The following is a 26,855-nucleotide window of genomic DNA, read 5'->3' as shown; positions in this document are numbered from 1 at the left end:
TCACTCCCCCGGCCCGAGCGTGTCAGCCTGGATGTCGCGCAGCTGCGCGCATCCGGCAAGTCCCAGCTCGAGGAGTGCGTCGAGCTCACGCTTGTCGAACGGGGCCCCCTCGGCCGTGCCCTGCACCTCGACGAACAGGCCGCGACCCGTGACCACGACGTTCATGTCGGTCTCGGCGCGGACGTCCTCGACGTAGGCGAGGTCCAGCATGGGTTCGCCGTCGATGATGCCCACCGATACCGCAGCGACGGAATCCAGCAGCACCCGCGACTTCTGACCGATGAACTTCTTCTCCCGGCCCCACGCGATCGCATCGGCCAGCGCGACGTAGGCGCCCGTGATCGCCGCCGTTCGCGTGCCACCGTCGGCCTGCAGCACGTCGCAGTCGATCACGATCGTGTTCTCACCCAGAGCCTTGGTGTCCACGACCGCTCGCAGCGCACGGCCGATGAGCCGGGAGATCTCATGTGTACGCCCGCCGATCTTGCCCTTGACGCTCTCGCGATCGTTGCGGTCATTGGTCGCGCGCGGCAGCATCGCGTACTCGGCGGTCACCCACCCCTTGCCCTTGCCGGTAAGCCAGCGGGGAACACCGTTGGTGAAGGATGCCGTGCACAACACCCGGGTGTCGCCGAAGCTGATCAGCGCCGACCCTTCGGCCTGCCTGCTCCAGCCCCGTTCGATCGTCACGGGCCGCAGCTGGTCGACGCTGCGTCCGTCGGCGCGGGTGGTCTCGTTCATGCTGTTCTCTTCTCGGTTCGGATGCTCCGCGCGGCGGAGCAGGATTCTCTGCGGCGCGTCATCGCCGCAGGTCGATGGCTCCGGTCTGTACAAGACGCACGTCCCGCACCTCGCGGCCCATGAGTCGGTGGGCGAGGCTGACGAACTCATCAGCCGAACCGCCGGTCGCTTCATACGTGTGGGTGGGAGTCGCATCCGTCCCCGCCAGCAGATCCCTGCTCACCAGCTGACGGTAGACGTCGTTTGCCGTCTCGGTGTCGCTGGAGACCAGCGAGACGTCGGGTCCCATGACGTAGCTGATCGCCCCCTTGAGGAAGGGGTAGTGCGTGCAGCCCAGCACGAGAGTGTCGACCCCGGCATGGCGCAGCGGCGACAGGTATGCCTCGGCGACGGAGAGCACCTCCGGCGTGTCCGTCTCGCCGGCTTCGACGAACTCGACGAAGCGGGGGCATGCCTGCGCGAACACGGTCAGCCGATCGTTGACCTCGAGCATGTCCTGGTACGCGCGCGAGCCGATCGTCCCGCTCGTGCCGATGACGCCGATGCGCCCCGAGCGCGTGGTCGACATCGCGGTGCGCACTGCCGGTCCGATCACCTCGACGACCGGCACGTCGTACCGTTCCCGCGCGTCGCGCAGCACGGCGGCCGATGCGGTGTTGCAGGCGATCACCAGCATCTTGACGCCTTGTCCGACGAGAGTGTCGAGGACCTCGAGCGAGTATCGACGCACGTCGGCGATGGGCTTGGGGCCGTACGGCGAATGCGCGGTGTCACCGATGTAGAGGAGGGACTCGCGCGGCAGCTGATCCGAAATGGCGCGTGCGACCGTCAGCCCGCCGACACCGGAGTCGAAGATCCCGATCGGCGCGTTGTTCACGGTGCACCAGCCTACGCCAGCGCCCGTGAGCTCCCCACGCGGCATCGCCCTGGCGGGTATCGCTGCGGCAGCGGCGGCATCACTAGGCTGGCGCCCATGACCGCATCCGTCAGCACGGCGCTGTTCACCGACCGGTACGAACTGACGATGCTCGATGCCGCGCTCCACGACGGCACGGCCTCCCGGCGTTGCGTCTTCGAGGTGTTCGCACGGCGGCTGCCCGCGGGGCGGCGCTTCGGCGTCGTCGCAGGAACGGGCCGCCTGCTGGGGCTGCTGCGCGATTTCCGCTTCGGCGACGAGGAACTCCGATTCCTTCGCGACGCTCGGGTCGTGGATGCCGACACCCTCCGCTTCCTCGAGGGCTACCGCTTCACGGGCTCGATCCACGGGTACCGCGAGGGCGACCTGTACTTCCCGGGCTCGCCGCTGCTGACGGTGGAGGGAACGTTCGCCGAGGCGGTCATTCTCGAGACACTCGCGCTGAGCGTGCTCAATAGCGACTCCGCCGTTGCAGCCGCGGCAGCCCGGATGAGCATTGCCGCGGGCGACCGACCGCTTGCGGAGATGGGTTCGCGCCGCACCGGAGAGGAATCCGCCGTGGCCGCGGCCCGCGCGGCGTTCATCGCGGGTTTCGGTGCGACCAGCAACCTCGAGGCCGGGCGTCGCTGGGGCATCCCGACGATGGGAACAGCTGCCCACAGCTGGACGCTCCTGCACGACACCGAAGCGGACGCGTTCCGGGCCCAGGTGCAGGCCCTGGGCGAGCAGACCACTCTTCTCATCGACACCTACGACATCCCGACCGGCGTCGCGACCGCGATCGCGGTTGCCGGGACGCGTCTGGGCGGCGTGCGTATCGACTCCGGCGACCTCCCCGCTGTTGCCGCGCAGGTGCGGCGACAACTCGATGACCTCGGCGCACGCGACACACGGATCACGGTGACGAGCGACCTCGACGAGTTCGCGATCGCGGCACTTGCGGCATCGCCGGTCGACGCGTACGGTGTCGGCACCGCGCTGGCGACGGGTTCGGGCTCGCCCACCGCGGGTCTGGTCTACAAGCTCGTTGCGCGTCAGGCAGCGGACGGTGCGTGGATTCCGGTGGCGAAGACCTCAACCGACAAGGGCTCGCGGGGAGGACGCAAGTCGGCCTTCCGTGTTCTCGATGACGGCGTCGCCCGGGAGGAGATGATCCTCGTCTCCGACGGCTACGAGCCCCACCAGAGACCGAATGCGGTCCCGAACGCCCGGGACCTTCAGGTCCCTCTCGTCGTCCACGGGGACATCGACGCAGCGGCGCTCGGACCCTCCGGCGTTCTCAGCGCTCGCGCTCACCATTCGCAGGCGCGATCGGAGCTGCCCCTGACCGCGCTCGCCCTGAGCCGGTCTGACCCGGCGATCGAGACCACCTATCGCGCGATGTGAGCATGTTCCGGTGGCGTGGTCAGCTCTTCATCCGTTCGTAGATTTCCTTGCACGTCGGGCACACCGGGAATTTCTCGGGATCACGCCCGGGGGTCCACTTCTTGCCGCACAGTGCCTTCACGGGCTTGCCGGTCAACGCCGACTCGAGGATCTTGTCCTTCTTGACATAGTGCGAGAACCGCTCGTGGTCGCCGGGCTCGACGTGCTCCTCGCGAAGCAGTTCCTCGAGCTCGCGGTCGAGGGTCGCAAGTCCCCCCTGGTCGGGGCTATCCAGCGGAGTGCTCATGGAGAGTCAGTGTAGTCGCGGCATCAGGCGCCGGCTCAGATGATCACGGCGCATGCGGGGGCGTCACGGATACCGTCACGATGCCTCGGCGAACTCCATGATCCGACCGGTGCGACGATCGAAGACTGCCGCACCGGTCGCGACGCCGAGCACGAGGACAACCAGCCCCGTCGCAACGCCCACCCAGAGTGCGAGGGATGCGGCCTCGATCGAGCTTGTGAGCGCCACCCACGTCCACCACAGGCTCGGCGCCGTGACCGCGAGAGCCCCGAGCATGACGAGGGCCTGCGGCACCGCACCGCTGGACCCGGTGCGCTGCGGTTGCTGGAAGGGGCTCTCCCCGGGCGGGGTGACCGGGTAGGGCGCGGCCGCCGAGGCGATGCTCGAGAGTCCGAGCCCGGAGAAGAACAGCGACGCGCAGACACCCACGATTGCCGGCGCGAGCGCCCACCGCCCGTGCAGCGCGACCGACACGGGGATGCCGATCGCCAGGACCGGAATGGCGATGACCAGGATCGGCACCAGCCGCCCCACACGGTCGGGAAGCCCACGCAGCCCGCTCGCGACATGCATCCAGATAGCTGTCGAGTCGTAGGCGAGATCGTTGTGCGGGAGCCACCCGAAGAAGAGTGCGACGAACAGGATCGGCACGAGGGCGGCGACGTTCCCGGGAACTCCAGCGATCAGCAGAGGCACGACGGTTGCCACCGCTGCGACCGGGATCACGAGAGTGTTGACGAGGTATCGCCGGTCGCGCAGCCAATACACGAGGCTGCGCGCGGCCACAGCGCCGCCGGGCGTTCCGGGCACGACGCTGAACCAGCCGAGCCCGCCCCGCTCGCGTGTGGTCAGGGGCTTCTCGATCGTCGACAGCGCGTGACGCACGAGGGCGCGCCACGCGAAGCCGAGCAGGAAGAGCGTGGCAAGGGCAACCAGCAGCGCCAGGACACCGGACGCATCGCCCCGCGCGAGCAGCAGCGGGAAGGCCCACGCCGCCCCGACCGGCGTGAAACTCAGGACGTCGACGACCTGCTGCAGCGGGCCGGGCACGGTTCCACGCCAGTCGAGCGACCCGAGGAACACCCCCACGGGGACCACGATCACCAGGACTGCGACCAGAAGCAGACCGGAGAGCTCCCGCGAGCGGCGTTCAGCGAACACGATTCCGGCGACACCGAGCGCGACGCGCGCGAACAGTACGCAGGTGGCGACGCCCACCAGAACCGCGAGAATCGCCGCAACGACGCTTGCGCCGGCGGCTACCCAGGCGACGGCAGCGCACACGGCGAGTGCACTGAGCGCGAGCACGGGCACGCTCAACAGTCCGGCCACCGCGAGTGCGCCCGCGAGCGCGTCCGGGGGCAGTGCGAAGACGCGGAACCGCCGCGGATCCAGCGGATCGGTGACCGCAGACACGAGGGGCGCCACCACGAAGGCGAGCGTCAGCGCCGCACCGCAGAAGACGGTGATCGCCCCGACGGCGGCGGTCGACGACTCCTGCACGCTCAGGATGCCCCAGCACGCCGCCGCGGTGGCCCCCACCAGCAGGACGGTTCCCACAAGACCGCGGGACACCGTCTGCGGATCCCCGCGGAAGGTGCCGACCAGGAGCGCAAGTCTCAGTCGGAGAACGTGTGCAACCACTCGAGCCCCTCCAACTCGCCCGCACCGCCGACGAGTTCGACGAATCGCTCCTCAAGGCTCCCCTCGCCGCGGACCTCGTCCACAGTGCCTTCCGCGACGAGCGACCCGGCGACGATCACGGCGACGCGCGAGCACACCCGCTCGACCAGTTCCATGCCGTGGCTGGAGAGGATGACGGTGCCGCCGTGCGCGACGTACGCCTGAAGGATGTCGAGGATTCCCGCGCTGGAGACAGGATCGACGGCTTCGAACGGCTCGTCGAGAACGAGCACACGAGGTGAGTGGATGAGCGCGCCGGCGAGCATGATCTTCTTGGACATGCCGACCGAGTAGTCCGACACGACGCGACCGAGCGACTCGGTGAGGTCGAAGGCGCGGGCAAGGTCTGTCGTCCGTCGGTCGACTTCGGCAGGCGGAAGCCCGCGCAAGGTGCCGTAGTAGTAGAGCAGCTGACGTCCGGTCAGCCTGTCGAAGGTGCGGAAGCGGTCGGGCAGAACGCCCATGAGCCGCTTGGCGACAAGAGGCTTCGCGGCAGCGTCGACGCCCGCGATCGAGATCTCGCCGGAATCGGCGCGGAGCAGCCCCGCGATGATCGACAGGGTCGTCGTCTTTCCCGCGCCATTGGGTCCGACGATTCCGTAGAAGCTGCCGGCAGGAACCTCGAGGGTGATGCCATCCAGTGCCTGCAGTTCCCCGAACGACTTGCGCACATCCCGCAAGACGAGGGCGGGGACCGCCGTCGTCTCGTCTGTGTCGACCGGCACGATGTCGGTCGAACCGGTGATCGTCGCGATCGCCTCCTCGGCGACGTCCGGCGTCTCCGGCTCGGCGACATCCGGCTCCGCGGCATTCGGAGTCTCCTGCTCGGCGACATCCTGCTCCGCGGTATCCGAGGACGCGTCCCCCTCGACGGGCGTCTCGGTGCCGGCCTGTGACGGGGGCTCCGAGTCGGTTGCCGCGCCGGCTCCGGCCTCTGCGGGGGCAGGCGCGTCGGAGTCCTCCCGAACCTCGGTGGCCTTCACCGACTCGAGTGCGGACTCCAGCGCCGGATCGACCGTCACCGCATCGGCGGGTGCCTCGCCGGGCTCCGGGGAGGACAGCTCTTCCGGGTCCGCGGGCGGTGCGGCGGCGGGTGGGCGCGTGCGCGCAGTGGTGGGGCGCTTGGCGGCCGGACGGCGAGGCGTACGTGCTCCCGACCCCGCGGCGCGGGGCGCGGTTGTTCGCGAGTTCGACGTCGTGCGCGGCGTTCGCGGCGTGCGCGGTGCCGCGGGCTTCTTCGCCGGTCCCTCCCCTGGCGTCTCGCCGGACTCGCCGGAGGACTCGTCGGGAAGATCCGTCGCGTCAGTCACGGCTCCAAACTATCAATCCGCCGTGCACGCAGACGGCGGATGACACTCCATGCCAGGCGGATGCTCAGCCGACATGCATAGGATCGGCCCCATGGCCGACAAGGTCCATCAGATCCACTCGCTCCCGCAGGACGCTCCCTGGTCGGGCGGGCTGCCCCCCGAGGGCTCGGCCGAGCACCCGGCGTTCATTCGCGCGCTCGATCGGGTTCTCTCGATACAGCGACCCGTCGTCCTGGCTCATCTACGCAGCATCCGTCTGCGCCAGCCGAACGCGACCTCTGCGCAGATCATCCGCACCCTCGAGCGCCGCTACCTGGCTGCGGTCACCACCGGGGGCGCGGCCGTCGGGGCGACAGCCGTCGTCCCGGGAATCGGAACAGGCGTCACTCTCGCGCTCAGCGGCGTCGAGACGATCGGCTTCCTCGAAGCGACCACCTTGTTCGCTCAGTCGGTCGCGGAAGTTCACGGCATACCTGTCTCCGATCCCGACCGCGCTCGCGCTCTGGTCCTGACGCTGATGCTTGGCCAGGAAGGCGTCGACCTCGTCTCGCAGTTCGCGAGCCAGGCGACCGGTCGCGGTCCCAGCCGGGACAAGTACTGGGGCGAGATGGTCACCAAGACCATCCCGAGGGCTGCCATGGGACCGATCGTCGATCGCTTGAAGACGACCTTCGTGCGGCAGTTCGCCGCCAAAGGCGGAGCGTCCTGGATCGGCAAAGCACTCCCCTTCGGCATCGGCGCGGCGATCGGCGGGACCGGCAACCATATCCTCGGTCGACGGGTGCTTGCCGGATCCCGGCGAGCGTTCGGCATCCCCCCGCAGGCGCTGCCGGCCGACACCGAACCGCTGCCCGGAGCACGCAGGCTCGAGCATTCCGCGGTCTCCGCGGTGCGCCGGGCGGGCACTGTCGTGGGGACCGGCGTCGCCAAAGGCGCCACCGCGATCGGCGGCAGCGTCTCGCGCGGAACCACCGCGCTCGGCGGAGCGGCGCGGAGCATCACCCGCCGATCCACCAAGGAATCCGCTCCCGAAGCGACCGACGCCGCCCCGGAATAGTCCGGGGCGGCGTCGGTCGGGTCTGTTCGAGCAACCGCGCAATACCTCAGGGCGCGAGAGCTCCCAGCGTGACCTCGATGGTGCGAGTCTTGCCGTCTCGCACGAACGTCACGGTCGCTTCGCTTCCCGCGGCGGCGGCACGTACCTGAGCGGTGAGGTCGGTCGCGTCGGAGATCGGAACACCGTTGAAGGCTGTCACGATGTCTCCCGCCTGCAGACCACCCAGCTGAGCAGCACCGCCGCCGGTGACCTCGGCAACGTAGGCGCCCGTGATCGTCGAACCGTCGATCATCGCGGCATCCTGCACCGTCGCGCCGAGCAGGCCGTGCGTTGCGGCACCGGTCTCGATGATCTCCTGCGCCACACGCTCCACGACGTTGGAGGGGATCGCGAAACCAACGCCGATCGATCCCGCCTGACCGGAGGAGCCACCCGCGGAGGCGATGGCGACGTTGATGCCGATGAGGCGCCCGTCGGAGTCCACCAGCGCACCGCCGGAGTTTCCGGGGTTGATGGCGGCGTCCGTCTGGATCACCGCGATCTTGATCGTCTCGGTCGCGCCACCGCCCTGGCGGCCCTGGCCGAAGTCGAAGTAGAACGGGCCCTCGCCGCCGTTGCCTTCCGACTCCGGGGCGGTCTCGTCGGCATCCGGGGCGGCCGCGGAGGAGATCTCGATAGAACGGTTGAGCGCGCTCACGATCCCCGTGGTCACGGTGTTGGCAAGGCCCAGCGGGGCGCCGACGGCGACCGTCTGGTCTCCGACATTGAGTGCCGCCGAGTCCGCGAACTCGATCGGCGTGAGGTCCTCGGCACCGATCAGCTTGATGACTGCGAGATCGTATGTGGGGTCGGTTCCGACGATCTCCGCGTCGTAGACGCGCCCGTCGGACGTGCTGACGCGGACTCGTGCATCCGCTGTCGCGCCGTCCAGCGTGACGACATGCGTGTTCGTCACGACGTATCCGTCAGAGGTCAGCACGACGCCGGATCCCGTACCGCCGCCGCTGGAGGAGGTCGCCTCGATCGTCACGACACTCGGCAGCACCTTGGTCGCGATACCGGTCGTCTGTGTCACCGACGACGTGTCGTTGACGGTGACACTGGCCGGGCCCGACGCCGTGGTGACGGTCTCAGGAGCGAAGAGCGCGACGCCCGCATACGCGCCGCCGAGCCCTGCCGCTCCCCCCACGAGGGCGGCAGCGACAATGATCCCCGCGACCTTGCCGGCGCCGAGCTTTGCGCGCGGAGACGATCCCGCGGGGGCGAATGCGTACTGCGGGGGCGTCGGCGACGTCGCGAACGGAGCCTGCGCGTAGGGAGACTGCGGGTGGTGGGTGCCTGCGGCCGGGGGAGCCCACGCAGGAGACGGGGCGGCGGACGGAGTCGCTCCGGCGTGCGGGGCATTCGTCGCGGGGGTGGCGGTCGAAGCGACAGCGCTGGGCGCAGCAGGGGCCGGCGGCAAGGGCTCGGTCGGCTCGGTCGCCTGCGCCGACTCCGTGCTCGACGGGATGACGGCATCTGCCATCGGGTCTTCGGCGCGCTGCTCGTCGGCAGGGCCTGCGGGGTTCTCGGTGCTCAATGGATGCTCCTTCCAAGCACCACCCACGTTGCCGCCGGATGCTGTGTGAATCCTATGGCGACGTCGGGAGCCGTCTATGCAGACGTCATGGCCTTGTTCGGTGTTCGTTCGCCGCGGCGACGAGAGGGATCAGACACGGGGCACGACATCGAATCGGCGAAGGCGTAGAGCCGGGTTGACCCGCCGGACGCGATCGATCGCGTCCGGATCGGCATAGCCGACCGCCAGATCGGTGCCCGTCCCGATGCCGGCGATCGCCACGCCCTGGGGATCGAGCACGACCGAGCCGCCGACTCCCAGCGGTGGCGGATGATCGGCGGCGGCGACGAACACGGTGTTCTCGATCGCGCGTGCCGCCAGCAGCGTCTGCCACTGGAACTCCTTGAGCGGCCCCCGCACCCAGGCAGCAGGAACCACGATGCCATCGACAGCGGCGTCCGCGAGCGTTCGAGCGACCTCGGGGAACCTGAGGTCGTAGCAGGTCATGAGCCCCCACCGCAGGCCGCCGAGCTCGAATGTCTGCGGCGGCGAGATCTCTCCCGCCTCGACCCAGTCAGATTCCCGCTGTCCGAATGCGTCGTACAGATGCAGTTTCCGATACACCGCCAGGATGCCGTCGGGCCCGACCGCGACGGCCGCATTGCGGACCCTCCGCGAATCGTCTGCCGTTTCCACCAGCCCCGCCACGATGACGGCCCCGGTGCGCGCTGCGCTGTGCTGCAGCGCCGCAACAAAGGGGCCGTCGAGGGCCTGCGCGTGCGTCGCGAGCGTCTCGTCGAACGGATCCACGAAGTAGCTGGAGTACTCGGGGAAGACGATGAGCTTCGCGCCGCGGTCGGCGGCGGCCGTCGCCATCCGATCGATCAGACGTGCGTTGGCATCGCTATCGACGGAGGGCGCGAACTGAGCGACCGCCACCGCCAGGGCCGGAGCCGGCATCCGGGTCATCGCTGGTCCGCCTTTCGCGAGTGACGACTTCTGAGATAGGCGGGTACGGCAAGCCACAGGATGATGACCGCGGCGCCCAGGCCTGCCGCGGCAACCCACGCGGGATCGAACCCGAGGACGACATCGAACACCAACGCCACGACACCGACGAGCAGCACGCCGACGGTAGCGAGAGCACCGACGAGGGCTCGATGTCCGAACACGACGACGTCGGGCTTGGCCAGCCGCCGGAACAGGCTCCGGTGCATCGCGACGGGCGCCAACGCGATGATGGCGCTGAAAGCGGCGAGCACGAGGAGCACGAGGTAGAACACCCGCTGCGCACCGGTGAGTTCGTCGAATGCGGGTTGGAAGGCGACGGCGAGGAGAAACCCGGTGAGGATCTGCGTGCCCGTCTGCAGGACACGCAGTTCCTGCAGCACATCGTTCCAGTTGCGGTCGGCTCGCTCGCTCACCGTCTCGGACCGACCGTCGGGCGCGACGCCGACCGCCGGGTCCGAGGTGGTCTCGCGTCGGGGGCTGGTCATGTCGCCATCCTCCCCGCCCGGCACCGGCGGAGGCAACCGCTCGACTCGGGGCGCCGCCCGGGATGCGCATCGTCGCGATCCGTGCTAGAGTCGACCCTTGTGCCGCGGGGTGGAGCAGTTCGGTAGCTCGCTGGGCTCATAACCCAGAGGTCGTAGGTTCAAATCCTGCCCCCGCAACCAAGAGAAGGCCCTGGATCCGATCGGATCCAGGGCCTTCTGCCATGCACCACGCAGACCTCACTCAGCGGAACACGCAGCGACAACCGCCCTACTGAGGGTCGATCGCGTGACTCAAGTCAGCCAGATAGGTCGCGATGAGCTTCAGCTCGTCCTCGTCGTACGGCTCGGTCACCTGCCGCATCTGTTCGAGTCGCTCGGCGAAATGACGGAAGAACGTCGCGCGGGAGTGCGCCGTCAGCGTGACGATCCGCGCGCGGCGGTCGCGAGGATGCGGTCGCCGCTCGACGTAGCCGGCCGCTTCGAGCCGGTCCAGCAGCTTCGTGGTCGACGCCGTCGATATCCGCAGGTGCTTCGCGACCTCGTGCGGGCTCACCTGCTCGCCCCGCTGCTCACGCACGATGAGCATCCGGAGCGCCGCGAGGTCGCTCGCGTTCATGTCCATGTCATCTTTCATGCCCCCGTTCATGCGGTCCATGGCATCATTGAGCGCACGGATGCTCAGCAGAACATCCAGCACCGCTTGCTGGTGTGGTGTCTGCGGAACCCACGGCGTGGTCATGATGGACACTCCTTCCAGGTCCTTGTTATCATCGGACGGGAGATATCGCTAGCTAAGCTAGCGATATAGGAGGAGGAAAACATGACGGATGGTGACCATGTGGTCCTTCTGGATGACGAGGGAAACCCCGTCGGCACGGCGCCCAAGAGCAGCGTTCACGGCACCGAGACCGCTCTCCATCTCGCGTTCTCTTGTCATGTCCTCAACGCCGACGGCCAGGTGCTCGTCACCCGTCGCGCGCTCGACAAGAAGACATGGCCGGGCGTGTGGACCAACTCCTTCTGTGGTCACCCCCGACCGGCGGAACCCCTCCTGTCTGCCGTGCAACGCCGCGGCGAGTTCGAACTGGGCATTCGGCTGACAGAGATCGAGCTGGCTCTCCCGTTGTTTCGCTACCGCGCTGTCGATGCCGGAGGAATCGTCGAGAACGAGATCTGCCCGGTCTACATCGCCCGCACAGACGACGAAGTGGCGCCGAACCCGCTCGAGGTGGTCGAGGCCCGCTGGGTGGATCCCGAGGAGCTCGGCTCGTCCCTGGTCACCACCCCCTGGGCCTTCAGTCCGTGGCTGGTCCTGCAGTCCCAGCAGCTCCGCCTGTTCGAGTCTCCACAGTTGCAGCGACGAGCGTCATGATCCCGGAGCCTGCTCGAATCGCCGTCGACACCGCCATCGATGACGCGCTCGCGCGGCTGGCCGACCGAGCGAAGGGTCACGGCGATTCCATGACGGCGCTCACGGCAGCGGTGAGCGCCGCCACTGCCGGCGGCAAACGGCTGCGACCTCAGCTGGTCGTGGGCTCCTTCCTGGCCGTCGGCGGCGACCTCGAGCGCGCGCCGGGACTGTACCCGGTCGCCGCGGCTTTCGAACTCCTGCACAGCGCGTTCGTCATCCACGACGACGTCATCGATCACGACGTCACCAGGCGCGGCGTGCCCAACGTCGCAGGGCGATTCCGCATGCGCGCGCGGGCACAGGGAGCGGACTCACGCGGTGCGGCACTGCTCGGCGACGCCGCAGCGATCCTCGCCGGCGACCTTCTCCTGCACGAGGCCACCCGCATGGTCGCGCTCGCAGATACCCCCGACGCGCAACGCTCGAGGCTGCTGGACCTGCTCGATGAGGCGGTGTTCGTCTCGGCTGCCGGCGAGCTCGCCGACGTCGAGAACAGCGTGACTCCCGAGCTGGCCGAACAGGACGAGATCCTCGCGGCGACCTTCAACAAGACAGCGGTGTACTCGTTCACCGCGCCGCTGTGCGCAGGCGCCATCCTCGCCGGAGCGCCCTCGACGTGGATCACCGACCTGGAAAGGATCGGCGGCTCACTCGGGCTCGCCTTCCAACTCGTGGATGACCTCATCGGCGCGTTCGGAACCGCAGAGCAGGCCGGCAAGGACGCGGGCAGCGACCTGCGGGAATCCAAGCGGACTCCGCTCATCGCCCTCGCGCGCGACAGCGCACAGTGGCCCCTCGTGACGAGCACGCTCGCGGTTGCCCATACCGGACCCATCGCGGTGAGAGAGGCCCAGTCGGCGCTCGAGGCCAGTGGCGCGCGCGAGCGGCTGCGCCGACTCATCGATGAGAACCTGGCAGACGTGCGCCGCCGCGCCTCGCGCTCGACGCTCCCACCCCGGGCTGTGACTCTGGTCGACACTCTGGCCACCGCTGTCGAGGAGCGCATACCGTGAGTAACCAGCCGACGGGCATCGCGCTGTACAACGCCGCGGCCGATGACGCGGCCGCGGCAGTGATCTCGGCATACTCGACCTCCTTCGGCATGGCGACGCGGCTCCTCGGGCCACGGGTGCGCACGCACGTACGAAACATCTACGCGCTCGTCCGAGTCGCCGACGAAATCGTCGACGGCCCGGCCGCCGAGGCAGGGGTGGATGCGGCATCCGCCGCGTCACTCCTGGACGAACTCCAGACCGAGACCACGACCGCGATAGACCGCCGGTTCAGCAGCAACCTCGTGGTGCATGCCTTCGCGCGGACGGCACGTGAGGCAGCGATAGGCGCGGACCTCATCGAGCCGTTCTTCGCGTCGATGCGCACCGACCTCACGGTCACGACGCACGACGACGCCTCGCATGACTCCTATGTCTACGGATCCGCCGAGGTCGTCGGACTCATGTGTCTGCAGGTCTTCGTCAATGCCGGACAGCCCTCGCCGCCCGGCCCGACACCAGAGCTGGTCGACGGGGCGCGGCGGCTCGGTGCCGCCTTCCAGGACGTGAACTTCCTGCGCGACCTCGACCACGACGAAGCCGCGCTCGGGCGCGACTACCTCGGCATCGCCACCGGAAAGCACGATCGCGAAGCGATCCTCGATCGCATCGACGGGGATCTTGCCGCCGCCGCCGCCGTCATTCCTCAGCTTCCCGCGGACTGCCGCCGCGCTGTCACTGCCGCGCACGACCTGTTCGCCGAGCTCTCGCGGCGACTGCGAGCAGACCCGGCACCGGCCGCACGGGTGCGCGTGCCCGATATCGTCAAAGCGGGACTTATCGCCCGCGCCCTGGTGGGACTCGCGCCCGCGAGCCGACCCGCCAAGTGATGGGCGAGCAGCCCCGACGCCCGTCGCCCCGATGAACCCAGCCGCCCGAGGAATGAGGATCTCCGCATGAGCGAGACGGACAGCGCCACACGCAGCGCCCCCCAGACGGATGCCGGCCGCGCCGTCGTCATCGGAGGCGGCATCGCAGGCCTCGCCACGGCAGCCCTGCTCGCACGCGAAGGCTGGGCCGTGACGCTCTTCGAAGCGCGCGACCAGGTGGGCGGTCGCGCCGGCGTGTGGGAGGCAGACGGGTTCCGCTTCGACACCGGGCCGAGTTGGTATCTCATGCCCGAGGTCTTCGACCACTTCTTCCGGCTGCTGGGCACGACAACCGCCGAACAGCTCGATCTCGTTCGGCTCGACCCCGCGTACCGGGTCTACAGCGAGCCGGCAGCGGGCAGCGCCGCCGAACCGATCGACATCCGTTCCGGGCGGGAGCTGTCAACCGCCCTGTTCGAGAGCATCGAGCCCGGCGCGGGCGACGTGCTGGCGGACTACCTCGACTCGGCCAAGGATGCGTATGACCTCGCCGTCACGCGCTTCCTCTACGACACATACGAGACGACGGCCGGACTGCGTGATCCGGCACTGCTTCGCCGCGTCCCACAGCTTGCTCCCCTGCTGACCACCCCGTTGTCGCGGCACGTGGAGCGGCGCTTCACCGACAAGCGCCTCCAGCAGGTGCTGGGGTATCCGGCGGTCTTCCTCGGCGGGTCCCCCTACGGAGTGCCCAGCCTCTATCACCTCATGAGCCACCTCGACCTCGCCGACGGCGTGCTGTATCCGCGCGGCGGTCTCTACGAGGTGATTCGCGCGGTCGAGCGCGTCGCTCGCGCGCAAGGAGTGGTCATCGAAACCGGAGCCGACGTCACCTCGATCGTCACGACCCCGACAGCAGGCGGCCGTGCGCAGGCGACAGGGGTCACGCTCGCCGACGGGCGCCGGGCGGACGCGGACCTGGTCGTCTCGACGGCAGACCTGCACTTCACCGAGACCCGGCTGCTTCCTGAGCCACTGCGCACGTATCCGCAGAAATGGTGGGACAAGCGCACTCCGAGCCCCGGCGCCCTGCTCCTCCTGCTGGGTGTCGACGGCGAACTCCCGCAACTGGCACACCACACCCTGCTGTTCACGGAGGACTGGCGCGCGAACTTCGACGACATCTTCGGTGCGCACACGCGCATCCCCGATCCGGCATCGATCTACGTATGCAAGCCCTCCGCAACCGACCCGACGGTCGCGCCCGAGGGCAGCGAGAACCTCTTCGTTCTCGTTCCGATTCCCGCTGACCCGAGCCTCGGGCACGGCGGGGTGGACCGCGGCGGTTCACCCCGCATCGAGGCCGCAGCAGACCGGGTGATCGCCCAGATCGCGCAGTGGTGCGGCATCCCCGACCTCGCCGAGCGCATCACCGTGCGCCGCACGATCGCGCCCGGGGACTTCGAGCATGACTTCCACGCGTGGCGTGGCAACGCCCTGGGCCTGGCACACACGCTGCGCCAGAGCGCGCTCTTCCGGCCGAGGAACGCGTCGAAGAAGGTCGACGCCCTCGCCTATGCGGGCGCCTCGGCGCTTCCCGGCATCGGGCTGCCGATGTGCCTCATCTCCGCCGAGCTCGTCATCAAGCGCCTCCGCGGCGACCGCTCCCCTGGCCCGATCGCCGAGCCGGCGGCTGTCTGAGATGCCGGGTCTCTACCTGCTGGCGATCCTCATTTCCGGCGCGGGGATCCTGATCATCGACGCGCGGTGGCGCCTGGCCGCATTCGTCGCTCCCGTACGCACGCTCGCGGCCGTCGCGATCGGCGTCGTGTTCTTTCTGGCCTGGGACGCGGTCGGCATCGTGACCCGGGCCTTCGTGAAGGGCGACAGCGACCTGTTCATCGGGATCGACCTGGCACCCGAGCTCCCGCTCGAGGAGCTGTTCTTCCTCGCCTTCCTGAGCTACCTGGGGCTCGTCATCTATGCGGCAGCGCTTCGGTACCTGTCAGCCCGCGGTGCCGCGCGCGCGGGTGAAGACGAGGCGGTGAGCGACCGATGACCTACGCGCTCATCATCATTCCCTTCGCGCTCATCACCCTCGTGGTCACGCTCGTTTCGGCGCCCCGCCCCGGGATGCGTCAGCGGATGCTGGCATCCACGATCAGTGCCGGGGTGCTCGTGGTCCTCACCGCGATCTTCGACAACGTCATGATCTCCTCCGGCCTGGTCGCCTACCCGGAGGGCACCTCCAGCGGCATCCGGATCGGGGTCGCGCCGATCGAGGACTTCTCGTACGCGATCTGCGCCGCCTACCTCGTCCCGGCCGTGTACGTCCTGCTACCGAGATCCTCGAAAGACGTGCGGCGTGAGCACCCCTGATCCCGAGAACGCCGCCGGCCCCGCGCTGCGCCCCGGCCGAGTCGTGCGCGAGTTGTTCGTCTCGTCGCGACCGGTGAGCTGGATCAACACGGCCTACCCGTTCGCCGCGGCCTACCTGCTGACCACTCGACAGATCGACGTGACGTTCGTGGTCGGCACGCTGTTCTTCCTCATTCCGTACAACCTCGCGATGTACGGCATCAACGACGTGTTCGACTACGAATCCGATCTGCGCAACCCCCGCAAGGGCGGCGCGCACGGAGCCGTGCTCGACCGACGAATGCACGCCATCACGCTCTGGGCGGCCGGAGTGTCGTGCGCACCCTTCGTGATCTACCTCGTGGTCGTCGGATCGCCGCTGTCCTGGCTGGTGCTGATCCTGAGCATGTTCTTCGTCGTGTTCTACAGTGCTCCGCCGCTGCGCCTGAAGGAGCGCCCCTTCGCCGACTCCGTCACCAGCAGCATCCACTTCTTCTCCCCCGCCGTCTACGGGCTCGTCCTGGCCGGCGCGACCTGGACGTGGCAGCTCGGACTCGTCATCCTCGCCTTCGCGCTGTGGGGTGTCGCCTCGCACGCCTTCGGCGCCGTGCAGGATGTCGTGGCGGACCGCGAGGCGGGTATCTCGTCGATCGCCACGGCTCGGGGCGCGCGATGGACTGTCTGGTTCGCCCTCGTGTGCTACGCCCTCTCCGGCGTCGTCATGCTCGGAACCGCCTGGCCCGGCCCGCTCGCGGCGCTCGCCGCGATTCCCTACCTGCTGGCGGTGTGGCCCTACCGGTCGATTCGCGACGCCGACGCCGAACAGGCGACCACCGGCTGGCGGCGGTTCCTCTGGATCAACCAGCTCGCCGGCTTCATCGTGACGCTGCTGCTGATCTGGTGGTGGATCCTCACCGACTGAGCGCGTTTACTGCGCGCCCAGCTGGATGAGGGTCTCCACCGCCGCCGTCAGCCGCGCATCCGCTTCGGCGAACGCCGTCAGGTCGCCCGACTTCAGCGCAGCATCCCGGTCCAGCATCGCCTGCTGCGCGTCCTGCAACGCCGCCTGGTACGCATCCGTCGGCTCCGTCGGCTCACTCGGCGTGCCCGTGTCGGACGGGGACGGCTCCGGCGTCGGCGCGGCCGTGGCGCCCGGGGTGGGCGTCACGTCGTTGTCGCCGCCGGTCGCACCGGCGTCACCGCCGAACAGCGAGTCGAGCGCTTCGGTGAGCGTGTCCTCGAACGCGATGTCGTTACCGAACGAGACCAGAACCTTCTGCAGAGTCGGGAGCTTCGTCGCACCGGAGGACTGCACGAACACGGGCTGCACGTACAGGAGACCGCCACCGACAGGGAGGGTAAGCAGGTTGCCGTTGAGCACGTCGGACTGACCCTGCTTGAGCAGGTTGATCTGCGACGAGACGAACGGGTCGGCGTCGAACGTGTTCTGCACCTGACCGGGGCCGGGCACGGTGGTATCGGCCGAGATGACGAGCATCCGGAGCTTCCCGTAGTCATCCCGGGGCGTCCCGGCTGCATCACCCGCGTTCGAATCCACCGCCAGGTACCCCATGAGGACGTTGCGCGCGTTGCCGGCTTCCGAAGACGGGATGAACGTGGTGAACATCGAGTACGTCGGCGACGTCTGGCCCGGCATCTGCATCGTCAGGTAGTACGGCGGCTGCAGCTCGGCGTCGTTCTGAGGGTCGTTCGGTGTCTCCCACGCGTTGTCTCGCTGATAGAACGACTGGGCATCGTCGACGTGGTAGACCCCGAGGATCGCCCGCTGCACCTTGAAGAGGTCGGTCGGGTATCGCACGTGGCTCATGAGATCTGCCGACATGTCGGATACCGGCTTCAGCGTCGACGGGTAGATCTTCTGCCACGTCTGCAGCACCGGGTCGGTCTCATCCCATGCATACAGGGTGACCGACCCGTCGTAGGCATCGACTGTGGCCTTGACCGAGTTGCGGATGTAGTTGATGTTGTCCAGACCGAACCGCTGCTGCGCCGTGTTGGAGTCCGAGATCGCCTCCTGCAGGCTCACCGTCGAGGAGTACGGGTAGTTCGCGCTGCGCGTGTAGCCGTCGATGATCCACACGATCCGGCCGTCGACGACGCTCGGGTAGGGGTCGGAGTCCAGCTGGAGGTACGGCGCGACCTTCTGGACGCGCTGCACCGGATCCCGGTCGTAGAGAATCTGGGAGTCCTCGTTGATGTCATCCGAGAAGAGGATCTGCTCGGACTGGAACTTCAGCGCGTAGATGAGGCGGTGGAAGACGTTGCCGACGCTCGGCCCCCCGTCGCCCTCGAACGTCGTCTTGGTCTCGCTTGCTCCGTCCGCCCCCGTCGGGTAGTCGAGCTCGACGGGAGGAGTTCCCTCCGGAGCCCCGACGATCGAGTACTGCGGCGACATCTCGCCGAAGTAGACGCGCGGCTCGAAGTCTTCCTGGTCGGAGAGGAACCCTGACGCCGGGATCCCGCGCTCGAGGAAGACAGGTTCGCCCTCGGTGGTGCGGTCGTTGCCCTTGGCGACGACGATGCCGTAGCCGTGGGTGTAGATCAGGCTCATGTTCTGCCACGTCTGAGCAGCAGAGTCGAGCTGGTTCACGTCGAGTTCGCGAACCGACACGATCGTGTCCTGCGAGACGCCGTCGATCTCATACCGGTCGACATCCAGCGGGTTGTGGAACTGGTAGTACGCGCGGTACTGCTCCAGCTGTCGAACGGTCGGCGGAATGATCGCAGGGTCCATGATCCGGATCTGCGCGGTGGTCGCCGCATCCGACCGCAGCTGACCCGCCTCGGCATCCGTCGCCGCGGAGAACTCCATCTGCTCGAGCCCGCCGACGCCGTACGCGGCTTTGGTGGCATCGATGTTGTGCTGGTAGTACTGCGCTTCGTAGCTGATCTTGTTCGGCGTGACCTGGAACGTGTTCACGACCCACGGGTATCCGACCCCGACGACGACAGTTGCGACCACGAGGACAGCAGTAGCCACCAGCGGATAGCGCCACCGCCCGATGATGGCGGTCACGAAGAACAGGATCGCGACGACGATCGCGCTGATCGAGAGGATCGCGAGCCCGGGAATGACGGCATTCGCGGTCGTGTAGGCGGGGCCCGTGATGCGGTCGTCGTTCTGCACCATGAGCAGGTACCGGTCAAGCCACAGGCTCGCGCCTTGGACGAGCACATACAGGCCGGCGATGACGGCGATCTGGATGCGGGCAGCCTTGGAGATGCGCAGTTCGCGCTGCCCGACTCGCACGGAGCCGTACAGGTAAGAGACCACCACGGTCACGAGCAGGCTCACCAGCAGCACGGCGGACACGAAGCCGAGCAGGGCGCTGTAGAACGGCATCGCGAACATGTAGAAGCCGGTGTCGAGATTGAAGATCGGGTCGGTGACGTCCGTCTGCACACCGTTGAGCCACAGCCACGTGGTCTGCCACTGAGTCGATGCGGCGAACCCGGCGAAGAAGCCGAAGAAGACGGGGATTCCCCACATGGCCAGGCGGCGCAGCGGCTCGACCACTTCCTGGTACCGATCCAGCTGCGAACTGAGTCGCACGTAGACGGGCCGCAGCCGGTAGGCAAGCTGAATCGCGATCCACACCGGAACGGCCATCCCGAGGAATCCGATCGCGAACATGATCACGCGCGCGACCCACTGGGTGAACAGGACCCCCTGGAATCCGAGCTGCTCGTACCACAGCCAGTCCGCGTAGAGGCTCGCGAAGATGAAGAAGCCGACGACGAGCGCGGCGATGATCGCGAGGGAGATGGCGAGGATGCGGCGGGACGGCGAAGGCGTGGCCCTGTTCGGCGCTGAGGTCGTGGTCACCGTTTCATCCTAGGCGGCCGCTTCTGAGCGATCGCCGTGCAGACGCCCAGACCGTGTTCGCCCTGAGCGACCAGGCGGCGCCGGATCCGTCGGTCACCCGCACGTCGGAAGCTGCGAGAGGTCGCCGCCGGTGCTGATCGCATCGAGGGCGGTGAGGGCGTCATCCAGCGTCGCGATCGAGAAGACCTGGAGGCCGCCGGGGATCTCGCCGACCACGTCGGGACAGTTGGCGGCGGGTGCGAGGAAGTAGTCGGCGTCGGCGCGCACCGCCCCCCACATCTTCTGCTGGACGCCTCCGATCGGTCCGACCGTTCCGTCCGCCGTGATCGTTCCGGTGCCGGCGATGCTCTGACCGCCGGTGAGGTCCTCCGGGGTCAGGGTGTCCATGATGCCTAGCGCGAACATCATCCCGGCGCTTGGCCCACCGACGTTGTTGAGCTGGATCGTGACATCGATCGGGAAGTCGTAGTCGGTGATGAGGGTGACGCCGATGAGCCACACCGTTTGACCGTCCACCGTGGTGGGCGCGGGGGTGACCTCGACCGTCGTCTCTTCACCGTCGCGCAGGATGTCGAGCGTCAACGGCGCGCCGGCGCTCTGTTGGACGGAATCGCGCAGCGCCGCGGCATCCGTCACGGGTTCCTCGTCGGCGCGCAGCACGACATCACCCTCTTCGAGGATGCCTCGTGCTGGTGCATCCTCCCCGACCGAGAACACCGTGATCTGGACTCCGACGTCGTACCCGAGTTCGGAGAGCGCGGCAGCAGTCGCCTCTTCCTGAGAGTCGGTCATCAGCGCCGCCGACTCCTCGCTGCGCTGCTCACTGGTCTGACCGTCGGGGAAGACCGTCTCGATGGGGACGACCGCGCGGGCCGGGTCGAACCAGGCGACGGCCAGATCGAACCAGGACGGCGGTCGCTCCCGGCTCCCCGCGATCTGCACGGTCAGGAGGTCGAGCGCGCCGGTCGTGGGGTAGGTCTGCGCACCCGAGACCTCGATGAGCGGTACCTCCTCGCCGTCGCTCGTGCTCACGGTGCCGAGCGTGTTGTACACGGGCCCGGGCAGCTGGATCACATACGCGGTCGGGAGGAACGACATCGCCAGCAGCGCCAGCAGCGCGACCACGAGAGCCCACAGACCCAGGCGCGTGCGCCGGCTGATGACGCGCCGCGGGGCAGGCGTCACCGAAACGTTCTCGTCGAACAGCGCCACATCATCCTCTCGGCCGTCGTTCGCGACCGGCGTAAGGCGATTCAGGTGGGGCCCGCGGGTGCGATCATTCGTGCGACTAGCGTAGAGGCCATCCTCAAGAACCGGCTGAAAGGCGGCACCCGTGGCTGACGACGACCGGAGCCCCGACGACGACCTCCCCGAGCTGTTCCGACAGCTGTTCGGCCAAGCAGGCATGGGCGGCGAACAGTTCGCCGAGTTGCAGAAGATGGGGTTCGACCCCGCCATGCTGCAGCGCGCCATGCAGCAGCTCCAGGGCGCGTTCGCCTCCGCGGGCGAGGGCGGCATCTCCTGGGAGGCCGCCACGACGCAGGCGCTGCACATCGCGAACAAGGACGGCGCGAGCATCAGCGCAGCCGACCGGGCCGCGGCCGACGACGCCTTCACGCTCGCATCCCTCTGGCTCGGCGAGGCGACGACGATCTCCGAGCTCCCGTCCCCGGGTGTGACGATGACCCGCGGCGGATGGGTGGAGGCGACGCTCCCGGTGTGGCAGGAGCTCGCCGAGCCCGTCGCGACGAGCATCGCGGATGCCTTCACGACAGCGCTGCAGGAGCAGTCGCCGCCCGAGATGCAGCAGATGATCGCCGGCGCAGGACGCATCATGCGCACGATCGGCGGATCGCTGTTCGCGGCGCAGCTGGGCACGGTCGTCGGCAACCTGTCGACGGAGGTCGTCAGCGGCGGGGACGTGGGCATTCCGCTGTTGCCGGACGGTCAGGCAGCCGTCGTGCCGCAGAACTATGCACAGCTCTCGAAGGACCTCGAGATCCCCGACGACCAGTTCGCGCTCTACATCGCCACCCGCGAGCTGGCCCACGCGCGGCTGTTCCGTCACGCCCGCTGGCTGCGGTTGCACGTGCTCTCCCAGGTGGCGGACTTCGCCCGCGGGGTCCGGGTCGACACCGGAGCGCTCGAGGACCTGGCCGGGCGCTTTGATCCCCAGCATCCGGAGGAACTGCGCGAGGCCCTCGAAAGCGGCGCACTGCTGCCCGAGCGATCGGAGTCCCAGCAGGCGGCCCTCGCTCGTCTGGAGACGACGCTCGCCACGATCGAGGGCTGGGTCGATGTGGTGACCGCGCAGGCAACCACGCGACTGCCCGCGGCGGATCGCATCGCCGAGACGGTGCGCCGCAGACGCGCCGTCGGCGGGCCCGCCGAGCAGGCACTCGGCACCCTGGTCGGCCTCGAACTCCGACCCCGCCGCATCCGTGAGGCCGCAGCCATGTGGCGGGCGATCACGGATGCCGTCGGCGTCGACGTGCGCGACGAGTTGTGGGACTCACCGGATCTTGTCCCGACCGCGGACGATATCGACGATCCGACCGCCCTCATCGCCCGCCTCGAAGCGCGCGCCCGCGGAGAAGAGCCCGCCCCTGACGAGTTCGACGACGCGCTGGCGCGACTGCTCTCCGGTGACGAGCCCAGCGCAGGCGAGGCGGGCGACCGCAAGGATCCCGACAGCCCCGACGACGGACCGGAGGAACGGCCCGTCTGAGCGCAGCCCGTTCCTCCCCAGTCCGCCGCGGAGCCCGGAAGAGCGAGGACTGTGGACAGGCGGGAGCACCCGCGTCCCGCGCCGACCACAATCGGGGGCATGCTCCGGATCGACCCCACGCACCCTCCCCTGTGGCGCACGCCGACGACCCTTCAGTTCGGCAGAACTGGCCGGGTACGGCTGGATGAGCCGGCCCTCTGGCAACTACAGGTCATCCACGAGCTCGCGAAAGGGGTGCCCGAGGTGGGCGTGGCGGCCCTCGCGCGATCCCTCGGCGTCACGAGAGCCGACCTCGACGCACTGCTGATCGCGCTCGGTCCGGTTCTTGTCCGCACCGGGCGCGCACTGCGCGTCGGTGTGGAGATCGCCGATGACCCAGCCGCCCGATACGCGCCGCAGATCCGGGACGGACTGCACGACCTCGGGATCGACACCTCGCTCGTCGCGTCGACGAACGCAACCGTGGATGCCGTCGTCATGCTCGCGGCACACGGACTGCATCCCCGACGAGCGGCGGCCTGGATGCGCGACGACACGCCGCACGTCGGGATCGTCCTCGGGCACGGCGAGGTCGAGGTCGGTCCGCTCGTCGTTCCCGGGCAGAGCGCGTGCCTGGAGTGCGTCGCGGCGCACGAGCGAGACCGCGACGCGTCCTGGCCGCTGGTTGCAGCACAGCTGATCGGCCGCCGGGAACCTGCAGGTCCTGCGGCGCTTGCGTCCGAGGCGGCGCTGCACGCGGGAAGGCTGCTGCTGGCCGGTCGCGGCGGGCTCAGTCTGCGGGCGACCCTGGCGACCGGCGTCGAGCAGCGGACGTGGGACCGGCATCCCGAATGCTCGTGCGAATCTCTCCCAGAAACCGCGACGGCGCACGTCCCCGTGAGCCTGCCGCCCACGACAGCGACAGCGACCGCCGTGCCCGCGTGATACCGACGTAGGTCAGCCGCCGCTCCTCGTCGATCTGCTCGAAGTGCGTCGCGTACCCGATCGGCAGTACCCCCTCGGCGAGACCGATGAGGTGGACGTGATCCCATTCCAACCCCTTCGCGGCATGCAGGGTGGCGAGGGTCACCGCCCGCAGGGCGGGCTCGTCCTGCGCCCGCGCGCGCGCCATGAGGTCATCCGTGAACGAACGCATCGTGGTCTGTGCGGGCGCTTCCTCGGCCAGGCGGAGGATCGCTTGACGCGCCTCCCACGACTCGCGCACCGCCCCTCCCGCGGGCGGCGCGTCCTCGGTCATGCCCAGCGAGCGGAGGATGTCGCGGACGGCATCGACGAAACCGCGATCGAGGGGTGCAACGGATGCGCCCCGAAGCGCCAAGATGGCCTGGCGCACTTCGGGCATGTCGAAGAAGCGTCGCCCGCCGAGGACAGTCGTCGCGATACCCTCGTCCGCCAACGCCGCGGCGACCTCGGCCGACTGTGCGCCGGCACGATAAAGGACGGCAATGGTCGTCGGATCCGCACCATCCCGGATCTGCGCGGCGACACGGGCTGCGACGCCGCGCGCCTCGGCCGCCTCGTCTCGATAGGCGTGCACGGTCGGTGGCGGCGATGGTGAGTCGCCAGCGGCTGCCGCGACCAGTTCGACGGCGCCCGGGCGACCCCGCATGAGGTCGTTGGCGACCGCGAGGATCGCGGCATCAGAACGGTAGTTACTGTGCAGTTCGATGATCCGCGCGTCATCCCACCGCCGGGGGAACTCGAGGAGAAACCTCGAGTCGGCCCCCGCGAAGGAGTAGATCGTCTGGCTCGCGTCACCCACGACGCACAGGTCACGCCGCTCCCCCACCCACAGTTCCAGCAGGTACTGCTGAAGCGGCGACACATCTTGGTACTCATCGACGGTGAAGTGCCGGTACTGCTCCCGCACGGCCGCGGCCACGTGCGTCTCGGTCTCCAGCATCCCGGCGCACGCCAGGAGGACGTCTTCGAAGTCCATCTGCCGCCGCTCATCCTTGAGCGCCTCGTACGCGCGCTGCAGGTCGACGACGGCACTCGAGGCCAACCGTCCGATCGATACGCCGGCGCGCACCCGCGCGTAGTCGTCGATGCTGAGCATCGTGACCTTGCGCCATTCGATCTCGGCGGCGACGTCCCGCAGCGTTGCGGTGTCGGGATCCAATCCGATCCCGTCCGCGGCGTGAGCGAGGAGACGAACCTTGTTGTCGACGATGGCGGGAGGCCGGTCCCCCGCGAGCGTCGGCCAGAAGTAGTTCAGCTGAGCGAGCGCAGCGCTGTGGAACGTGCGGGCAGCGATTCCCTCCACACCGAGCGCTCGCAGCCTGCCCCGTAGCTCACCGGCAGCCTTGCTGGTGAAGGTGAGGGCCATGACGCGCCCCGGCGAGTACGCCCCGGTATCGACGCCGTGCGCAATCCGCCGGGTGATCACCCGCGTCTTCCCGGTGCCGGCGCCGGCACGCACCGCGACGGGTCCGCGCAGCGCCGTCACCGCCTCACGCTGCTGCTCGTCGAGGCCCTCGAGTGAGCTCACGGCTGCGCCGACCGGTGCCATTGCTCGATCAGGGTGCGCGCGATGGAACTCGGCCCGGGAAGCTGCACGTCCGACTCGCCGGCAAGTGCCGCGCCCACGTCGGCGCGGTCGAACCACCGCACCTCGACGATCTCTTCACCGTCGGCTCTCGCGTGCTCCGTGGTCGTCGACGCGGTGAATCCGACCATCAGCGACCGCGGGTAGGGCCACGCCTGCGATGCCACATAGCGCACGTCCTCGACGCGGACGCCCGCTTCTTCGAGCACCTCGCGCCGGACCGTCGCCTCCAACGACTCCCCGGCTTCGACAAAGCCCGCGAAGCACGAGAACCGCCCCATTCCCCACGCGACGTGGGAGCCCAGGAGGAGCCGAGTGCCAGCGCGATCGGTCACGGCGACGATGACGGCGGGGTCGGTGCGGGGGAAAAGATCGCGTTCACAGGGACCGCATCGTCGCGACCAGCCGCCCGATTGAAGCGGGCTCGCCGCACCGCACCGGGGGCAGTGCCCCGAATCCAGCAGCCAGCGACCAAGGCTCACGGCCGCAACCAACGCGGCGCCATCGCCCTCGCCGAGGTCACCACCCACGACGCGCAGCGGGACCCACGAGTCCGGTGCACTCAGCGAAGAGGGAACCTCACGCAACGCGAGCACCCAGCGATCGACTCCGTCGGGTCCGACACCGAGGAAGGCGTACTCGCCGTCGGCGCCCTCGAGCGCGGCATCCCCGCTCGAATACCACTGCAGCACCGGAGCGGATTCGCCGTCCGTTCTGACCACGGGAGCGCGGTCTGCGTCCACCACGAGCACGAGCGATCCGTCACCCGGGGTCGCCCCGACCACGGCCCGGCGGTGTTCCGCGCGGTCGAACCCGCTGCGACCGATCGGCGGCACGGCGGAGGAGCGCATGGGAACGGGGACCTCCCTCAAGGGCGTGGCGCGACGGCTGCGACGCCAGCCAGACCTACCCTGGGCACATGGCGCGCACCCTGTTCACTCTAGCCGCGGCGGTCTCAGCCGTCGCGCCGGATGCCGACATCGTCGCCGTGGCTCCCCTGACCGAACATGGGTCCGGTCGCGTGGATGCCGTTCGAGCAACCCTCGACACGGGTGCACACGTCGTGGTCCGCGTGGGCACCACCTCCGAGGCCGTCGACGAGCTCCGCGCCGACGCGCGAGCCCTGCGAGCGCTGACACCGGGCGTCCGGGCGTTGCTGCCCTACGCCGCGCCTGACCTGCTCGGCGAGGTACCGCTCGGCGAGGACACCGCCGTCGTGACGAGCTACATCGCCGGTTATCGGGTCGATCCGGCCGACGTGCCGCCGGGGCCCGGTGTTGCACCTGCGCTCGCGGAAGCTCTCGCTGCCATCCATGCGCTGCCTGTGTCCTGGGCTCGCGAGGCCGGACTCGTCGTACGGTCGGCGCAGCAGGCGAGGGACGAGTCCTCACGTCTTGTCGATCGCGCGGAGCACACCAAGCGGGTGCCGCGGGCGCTGGTCACGCGCTGGCGCCGCGCGATCGCAGACGACGAGCTCTGGCGCTTCGAGCCGACGGTGATGCTCGGTGGCGCGTCATCCTCGAGCTTCTTCCTCGAGGACCGCGGCGGCGTTCCCACGGTCGTCGGTGTCGTCGACTGGCACGGCGTCGCCGTTGGCGACCCTGCCGTCGACCTGCAATGGCTTGCGTCGGCGCCAACTGCTGCCGGCGACGTCCTCGACGCCTACGTC

23 protein-coding genes, 1 tRNA gene and 1 pseudogene are annotated in these 26,855 nt (G+C 68.9%); 12 read left to right on the top strand and 13 right to left on the bottom strand.

All coding sequences use genetic code 11. The features are described from left to right. Both rph and murI read right to left on the bottom strand, forming a co-directional pair. Window positions 1-741, bottom strand: a complete 741-nt coding sequence (rph, locus tag AC3ENO_RS08525; RefSeq protein WP_434970213.1) for a ribonuclease PH — start codon at window positions 739-741, stop codon at window positions 1-3. Window positions 742-799: 58 nt separating this feature from the next. Further along, window positions 800-1,618, bottom strand: a complete 819-nt coding sequence (gene murI / locus AC3ENO_RS08520; RefSeq protein ID WP_434970212.1) for a glutamate racemase — start codon at window positions 1,616-1,618, stop codon at window positions 800-802. Window positions 1,619-1,714: 96 nt separating this feature from the next. Between murI and AC3ENO_RS08515 the strand changes: the two genes are divergently transcribed. After that, window positions 1,715-3,043 (top strand): nicotinate phosphoribosyltransferase, encoded by a 1,329-nt coding sequence (locus AC3ENO_RS08515; protein WP_434970211.1) that lies wholly within the window; start codon window positions 1,715-1,717, stop codon window positions 3,041-3,043. Window positions 3,044-3,062: 19 nt separating this feature from the next. Here the strand turns inward: AC3ENO_RS08515 and AC3ENO_RS08510 are convergent, their stop codons facing one another. From AC3ENO_RS08510 to AC3ENO_RS08500, 3 genes are all read right to left on the bottom strand, one after another. Beyond that, a complete protein-coding gene (locus tag AC3ENO_RS08510) occupies window positions 3,063-3,329 on the bottom strand; it encodes a DUF3039 domain-containing protein (RefSeq protein ID WP_434970210.1) in 267 nt (88 codons plus the stop codon). A gap of 75 nt (window positions 3,330-3,404) precedes the next feature. Continuing rightward, window positions 3,405-4,973 carry a hypothetical protein gene (locus AC3ENO_RS08505; protein ID WP_434970209.1) on the bottom strand — a complete coding sequence of 523 codons (1,569 nt, stop codon included), beginning with the start codon at window positions 4,971-4,973 and terminating at the stop codon, window positions 3,405-3,407. Next, a complete protein-coding gene (locus tag AC3ENO_RS08500) occupies window positions 4,949-6,322 on the bottom strand; it encodes an ABC transporter ATP-binding protein (protein WP_434970208.1) in 1,374 nt (457 codons plus the stop codon). The genes AC3ENO_RS08505 and AC3ENO_RS08500 overlap by 25 nt, the downstream gene beginning before the upstream one ends. Before the next feature lie 91 nt (window positions 6,323-6,413). Here AC3ENO_RS08500 and AC3ENO_RS08495 point away from each other — a divergent pair, with 91 nt between their 5' ends. Next, a complete protein-coding gene (locus tag AC3ENO_RS08495; protein ID WP_434970207.1) occupies window positions 6,414-7,379 on the top strand; it encodes a hypothetical protein in 966 nt (321 codons plus the stop codon). A gap of 46 nt (window positions 7,380-7,425) precedes the next feature. On the opposite strand, the gene AC3ENO_RS08490 is transcribed toward AC3ENO_RS08495, so the two are convergent. The 3 genes from AC3ENO_RS08490 to AC3ENO_RS08480 all read right to left on the bottom strand — a co-directional run bounded on the left by AC3ENO_RS08490 (window position 7,426) and on the right by AC3ENO_RS08480 (window position 10,433). After that, window positions 7,426-8,904, bottom strand: a complete 1,479-nt coding sequence (locus tag AC3ENO_RS08490) for a S1C family serine protease (protein ID WP_434970313.1) — start codon at window positions 8,902-8,904, stop codon at window positions 7,426-7,428. 183 nt (window positions 8,905-9,087) lie between these two features. Beyond that, entirely contained in the window at window positions 9,088-9,897 is an 810-nt protein-coding gene (locus AC3ENO_RS08485) for a carbon-nitrogen hydrolase family protein (protein WP_434970311.1), read from the bottom strand. Between the two features lie 5 nt (window positions 9,898-9,902). Next, window positions 9,903-10,433, bottom strand: a complete 531-nt coding sequence (locus AC3ENO_RS08480) for a DUF6328 family protein (RefSeq protein ID WP_434970206.1) — start codon at window positions 10,431-10,433, stop codon at window positions 9,903-9,905. Between the two features lie 103 nt (window positions 10,434-10,536). On the opposite strand from AC3ENO_RS08480, the gene AC3ENO_RS08475 reads away from it, so the two are divergent. Continuing rightward, window positions 10,537-10,613, top strand: a tRNA-Met gene (locus AC3ENO_RS08475). Between the two features lie 88 nt (window positions 10,614-10,701). Here AC3ENO_RS08475 and AC3ENO_RS08470 read toward each other — a convergent pair. Then, a complete protein-coding gene (locus AC3ENO_RS08470; protein ID WP_434970205.1) occupies window positions 10,702-11,172 on the bottom strand; it encodes a MarR family winged helix-turn-helix transcriptional regulator in 471 nt (156 codons plus the stop codon). Window positions 11,173-11,253: 81 nt separating this feature from the next. Between AC3ENO_RS08470 and idi the strand changes: the two genes are divergently transcribed. The 7 genes from idi (at window position 11,254) to AC3ENO_RS08435 (ending at window position 16,985) form a co-directional block, all read left to right on the top strand. Then, complete coding sequence (idi, locus tag AC3ENO_RS08465) at window positions 11,254-11,805, top strand: isopentenyl-diphosphate Delta-isomerase (protein WP_434970204.1); 552 nt, start codon at window positions 11,254-11,256, stop codon at window positions 11,803-11,805. Next, window positions 11,802-12,857: a polyprenyl synthetase family protein gene (locus AC3ENO_RS08460; protein ID WP_434970203.1), complete on the top strand. Its 1,056-nt coding sequence runs from the start codon at window positions 11,802-11,804 to the stop codon at window positions 12,855-12,857. The genes idi and AC3ENO_RS08460 overlap by 4 nt, the downstream gene beginning before the upstream one ends. Next, complete coding sequence (locus AC3ENO_RS08455) at window positions 12,854-13,726, top strand: phytoene/squalene synthase family protein (protein ID WP_434970202.1); 873 nt, start codon at window positions 12,854-12,856, stop codon at window positions 13,724-13,726. Before AC3ENO_RS08460 ends, AC3ENO_RS08455 begins: the two co-directional genes overlap by 4 nt. A gap of 66 nt (window positions 13,727-13,792) precedes the next feature. After that, the gene (gene crtI / locus AC3ENO_RS08450; RefSeq protein ID WP_434970201.1) at window positions 13,793-15,406 is read left to right on the top strand and encodes a phytoene desaturase family protein; all 1,614 of its coding nucleotides are present in this window, start codon (window positions 13,793-13,795) and stop codon (window positions 15,404-15,406) included. Window position 15,407: 1 nt separating this feature from the next. Next, window positions 15,408-15,764, top strand: coding sequence for a lycopene cyclase domain-containing protein (locus AC3ENO_RS08445; RefSeq protein ID WP_434970200.1), 357 nt, complete (start codon window positions 15,408-15,410; stop codon window positions 15,762-15,764). Beyond that, window positions 15,761-16,084 carry a lycopene cyclase domain-containing protein gene (locus AC3ENO_RS08440; protein WP_434970199.1) on the top strand — a complete coding sequence of 108 codons (324 nt, stop codon included), beginning with the start codon at window positions 15,761-15,763 and terminating at the stop codon, window positions 16,082-16,084. The genes AC3ENO_RS08445 and AC3ENO_RS08440 overlap by 4 nt, the downstream gene beginning before the upstream one ends. After that, window positions 16,071-16,985, top strand: a complete 915-nt coding sequence (locus AC3ENO_RS08435; protein WP_434970198.1) for a prenyltransferase — start codon at window positions 16,071-16,073, stop codon at window positions 16,983-16,985. Before AC3ENO_RS08440 ends, AC3ENO_RS08435 begins: the two co-directional genes overlap by 14 nt. 6 nt (window positions 16,986-16,991) lie before the next feature. Here the strand turns inward: AC3ENO_RS08435 and AC3ENO_RS08430 are convergent, their stop codons facing one another. Further along, the gene (locus AC3ENO_RS08430) at window positions 16,992-19,910 is read right to left on the bottom strand and encodes a UPF0182 family membrane protein (RefSeq protein ID WP_434970197.1); all 2,919 of its coding nucleotides are present in this window, start codon (window positions 19,908-19,910) and stop codon (window positions 16,992-16,994) included. Between the two features lie 93 nt (window positions 19,911-20,003). After that, entirely contained in the window at window positions 20,004-21,122 is a 1,119-nt protein-coding gene (locus AC3ENO_RS08425) for a YlbL family protein (protein WP_434970196.1), read from the bottom strand. A gap of 121 nt (window positions 21,123-21,243) precedes the next feature. On the opposite strand from AC3ENO_RS08425, the gene AC3ENO_RS08420 reads away from it, so the two are divergent. After that, entirely contained in the window at window positions 21,244-22,638 is a 1,395-nt protein-coding gene (locus tag AC3ENO_RS08420) for a zinc-dependent metalloprotease (protein ID WP_434970195.1), read from the top strand. A 769-nt stretch (window positions 22,639-23,407) separates the two neighbouring features. Here the strand turns inward: AC3ENO_RS08420 and AC3ENO_RS08415 are convergent. Then, a complete protein-coding gene (locus AC3ENO_RS08415) occupies window positions 23,408-25,150 on the bottom strand; it encodes an ATP-dependent helicase (protein WP_434970194.1) in 1,743 nt (580 codons plus the stop codon). Beyond that, window positions 25,126-26,037 carry an NAD(+) diphosphatase gene (gene nudC / locus AC3ENO_RS08410; protein WP_434970193.1) on the bottom strand — a complete coding sequence of 304 codons (912 nt, stop codon included), beginning with the start codon at window positions 26,035-26,037 and terminating at the stop codon, window positions 25,126-25,128. Before nudC ends, AC3ENO_RS08415 begins: the two co-directional genes overlap by 25 nt. A gap of 68 nt (window positions 26,038-26,105) precedes the next feature. Here nudC and AC3ENO_RS08405 point away from each other — a divergent pair. Further along, a pseudogene (locus AC3ENO_RS08405) lies at window positions 26,106-26,855 on the top strand (phosphotransferase); the annotation flags it as partial.

The sequence above is a fragment of the Microbacterium sp. bgisy207 genome, from assembly GCF_057706855.1.
The sequence above is the reverse complement of the archived record's forward strand: the minus strand, read 5'-3'. Positions and strand labels throughout refer to the sequence as shown.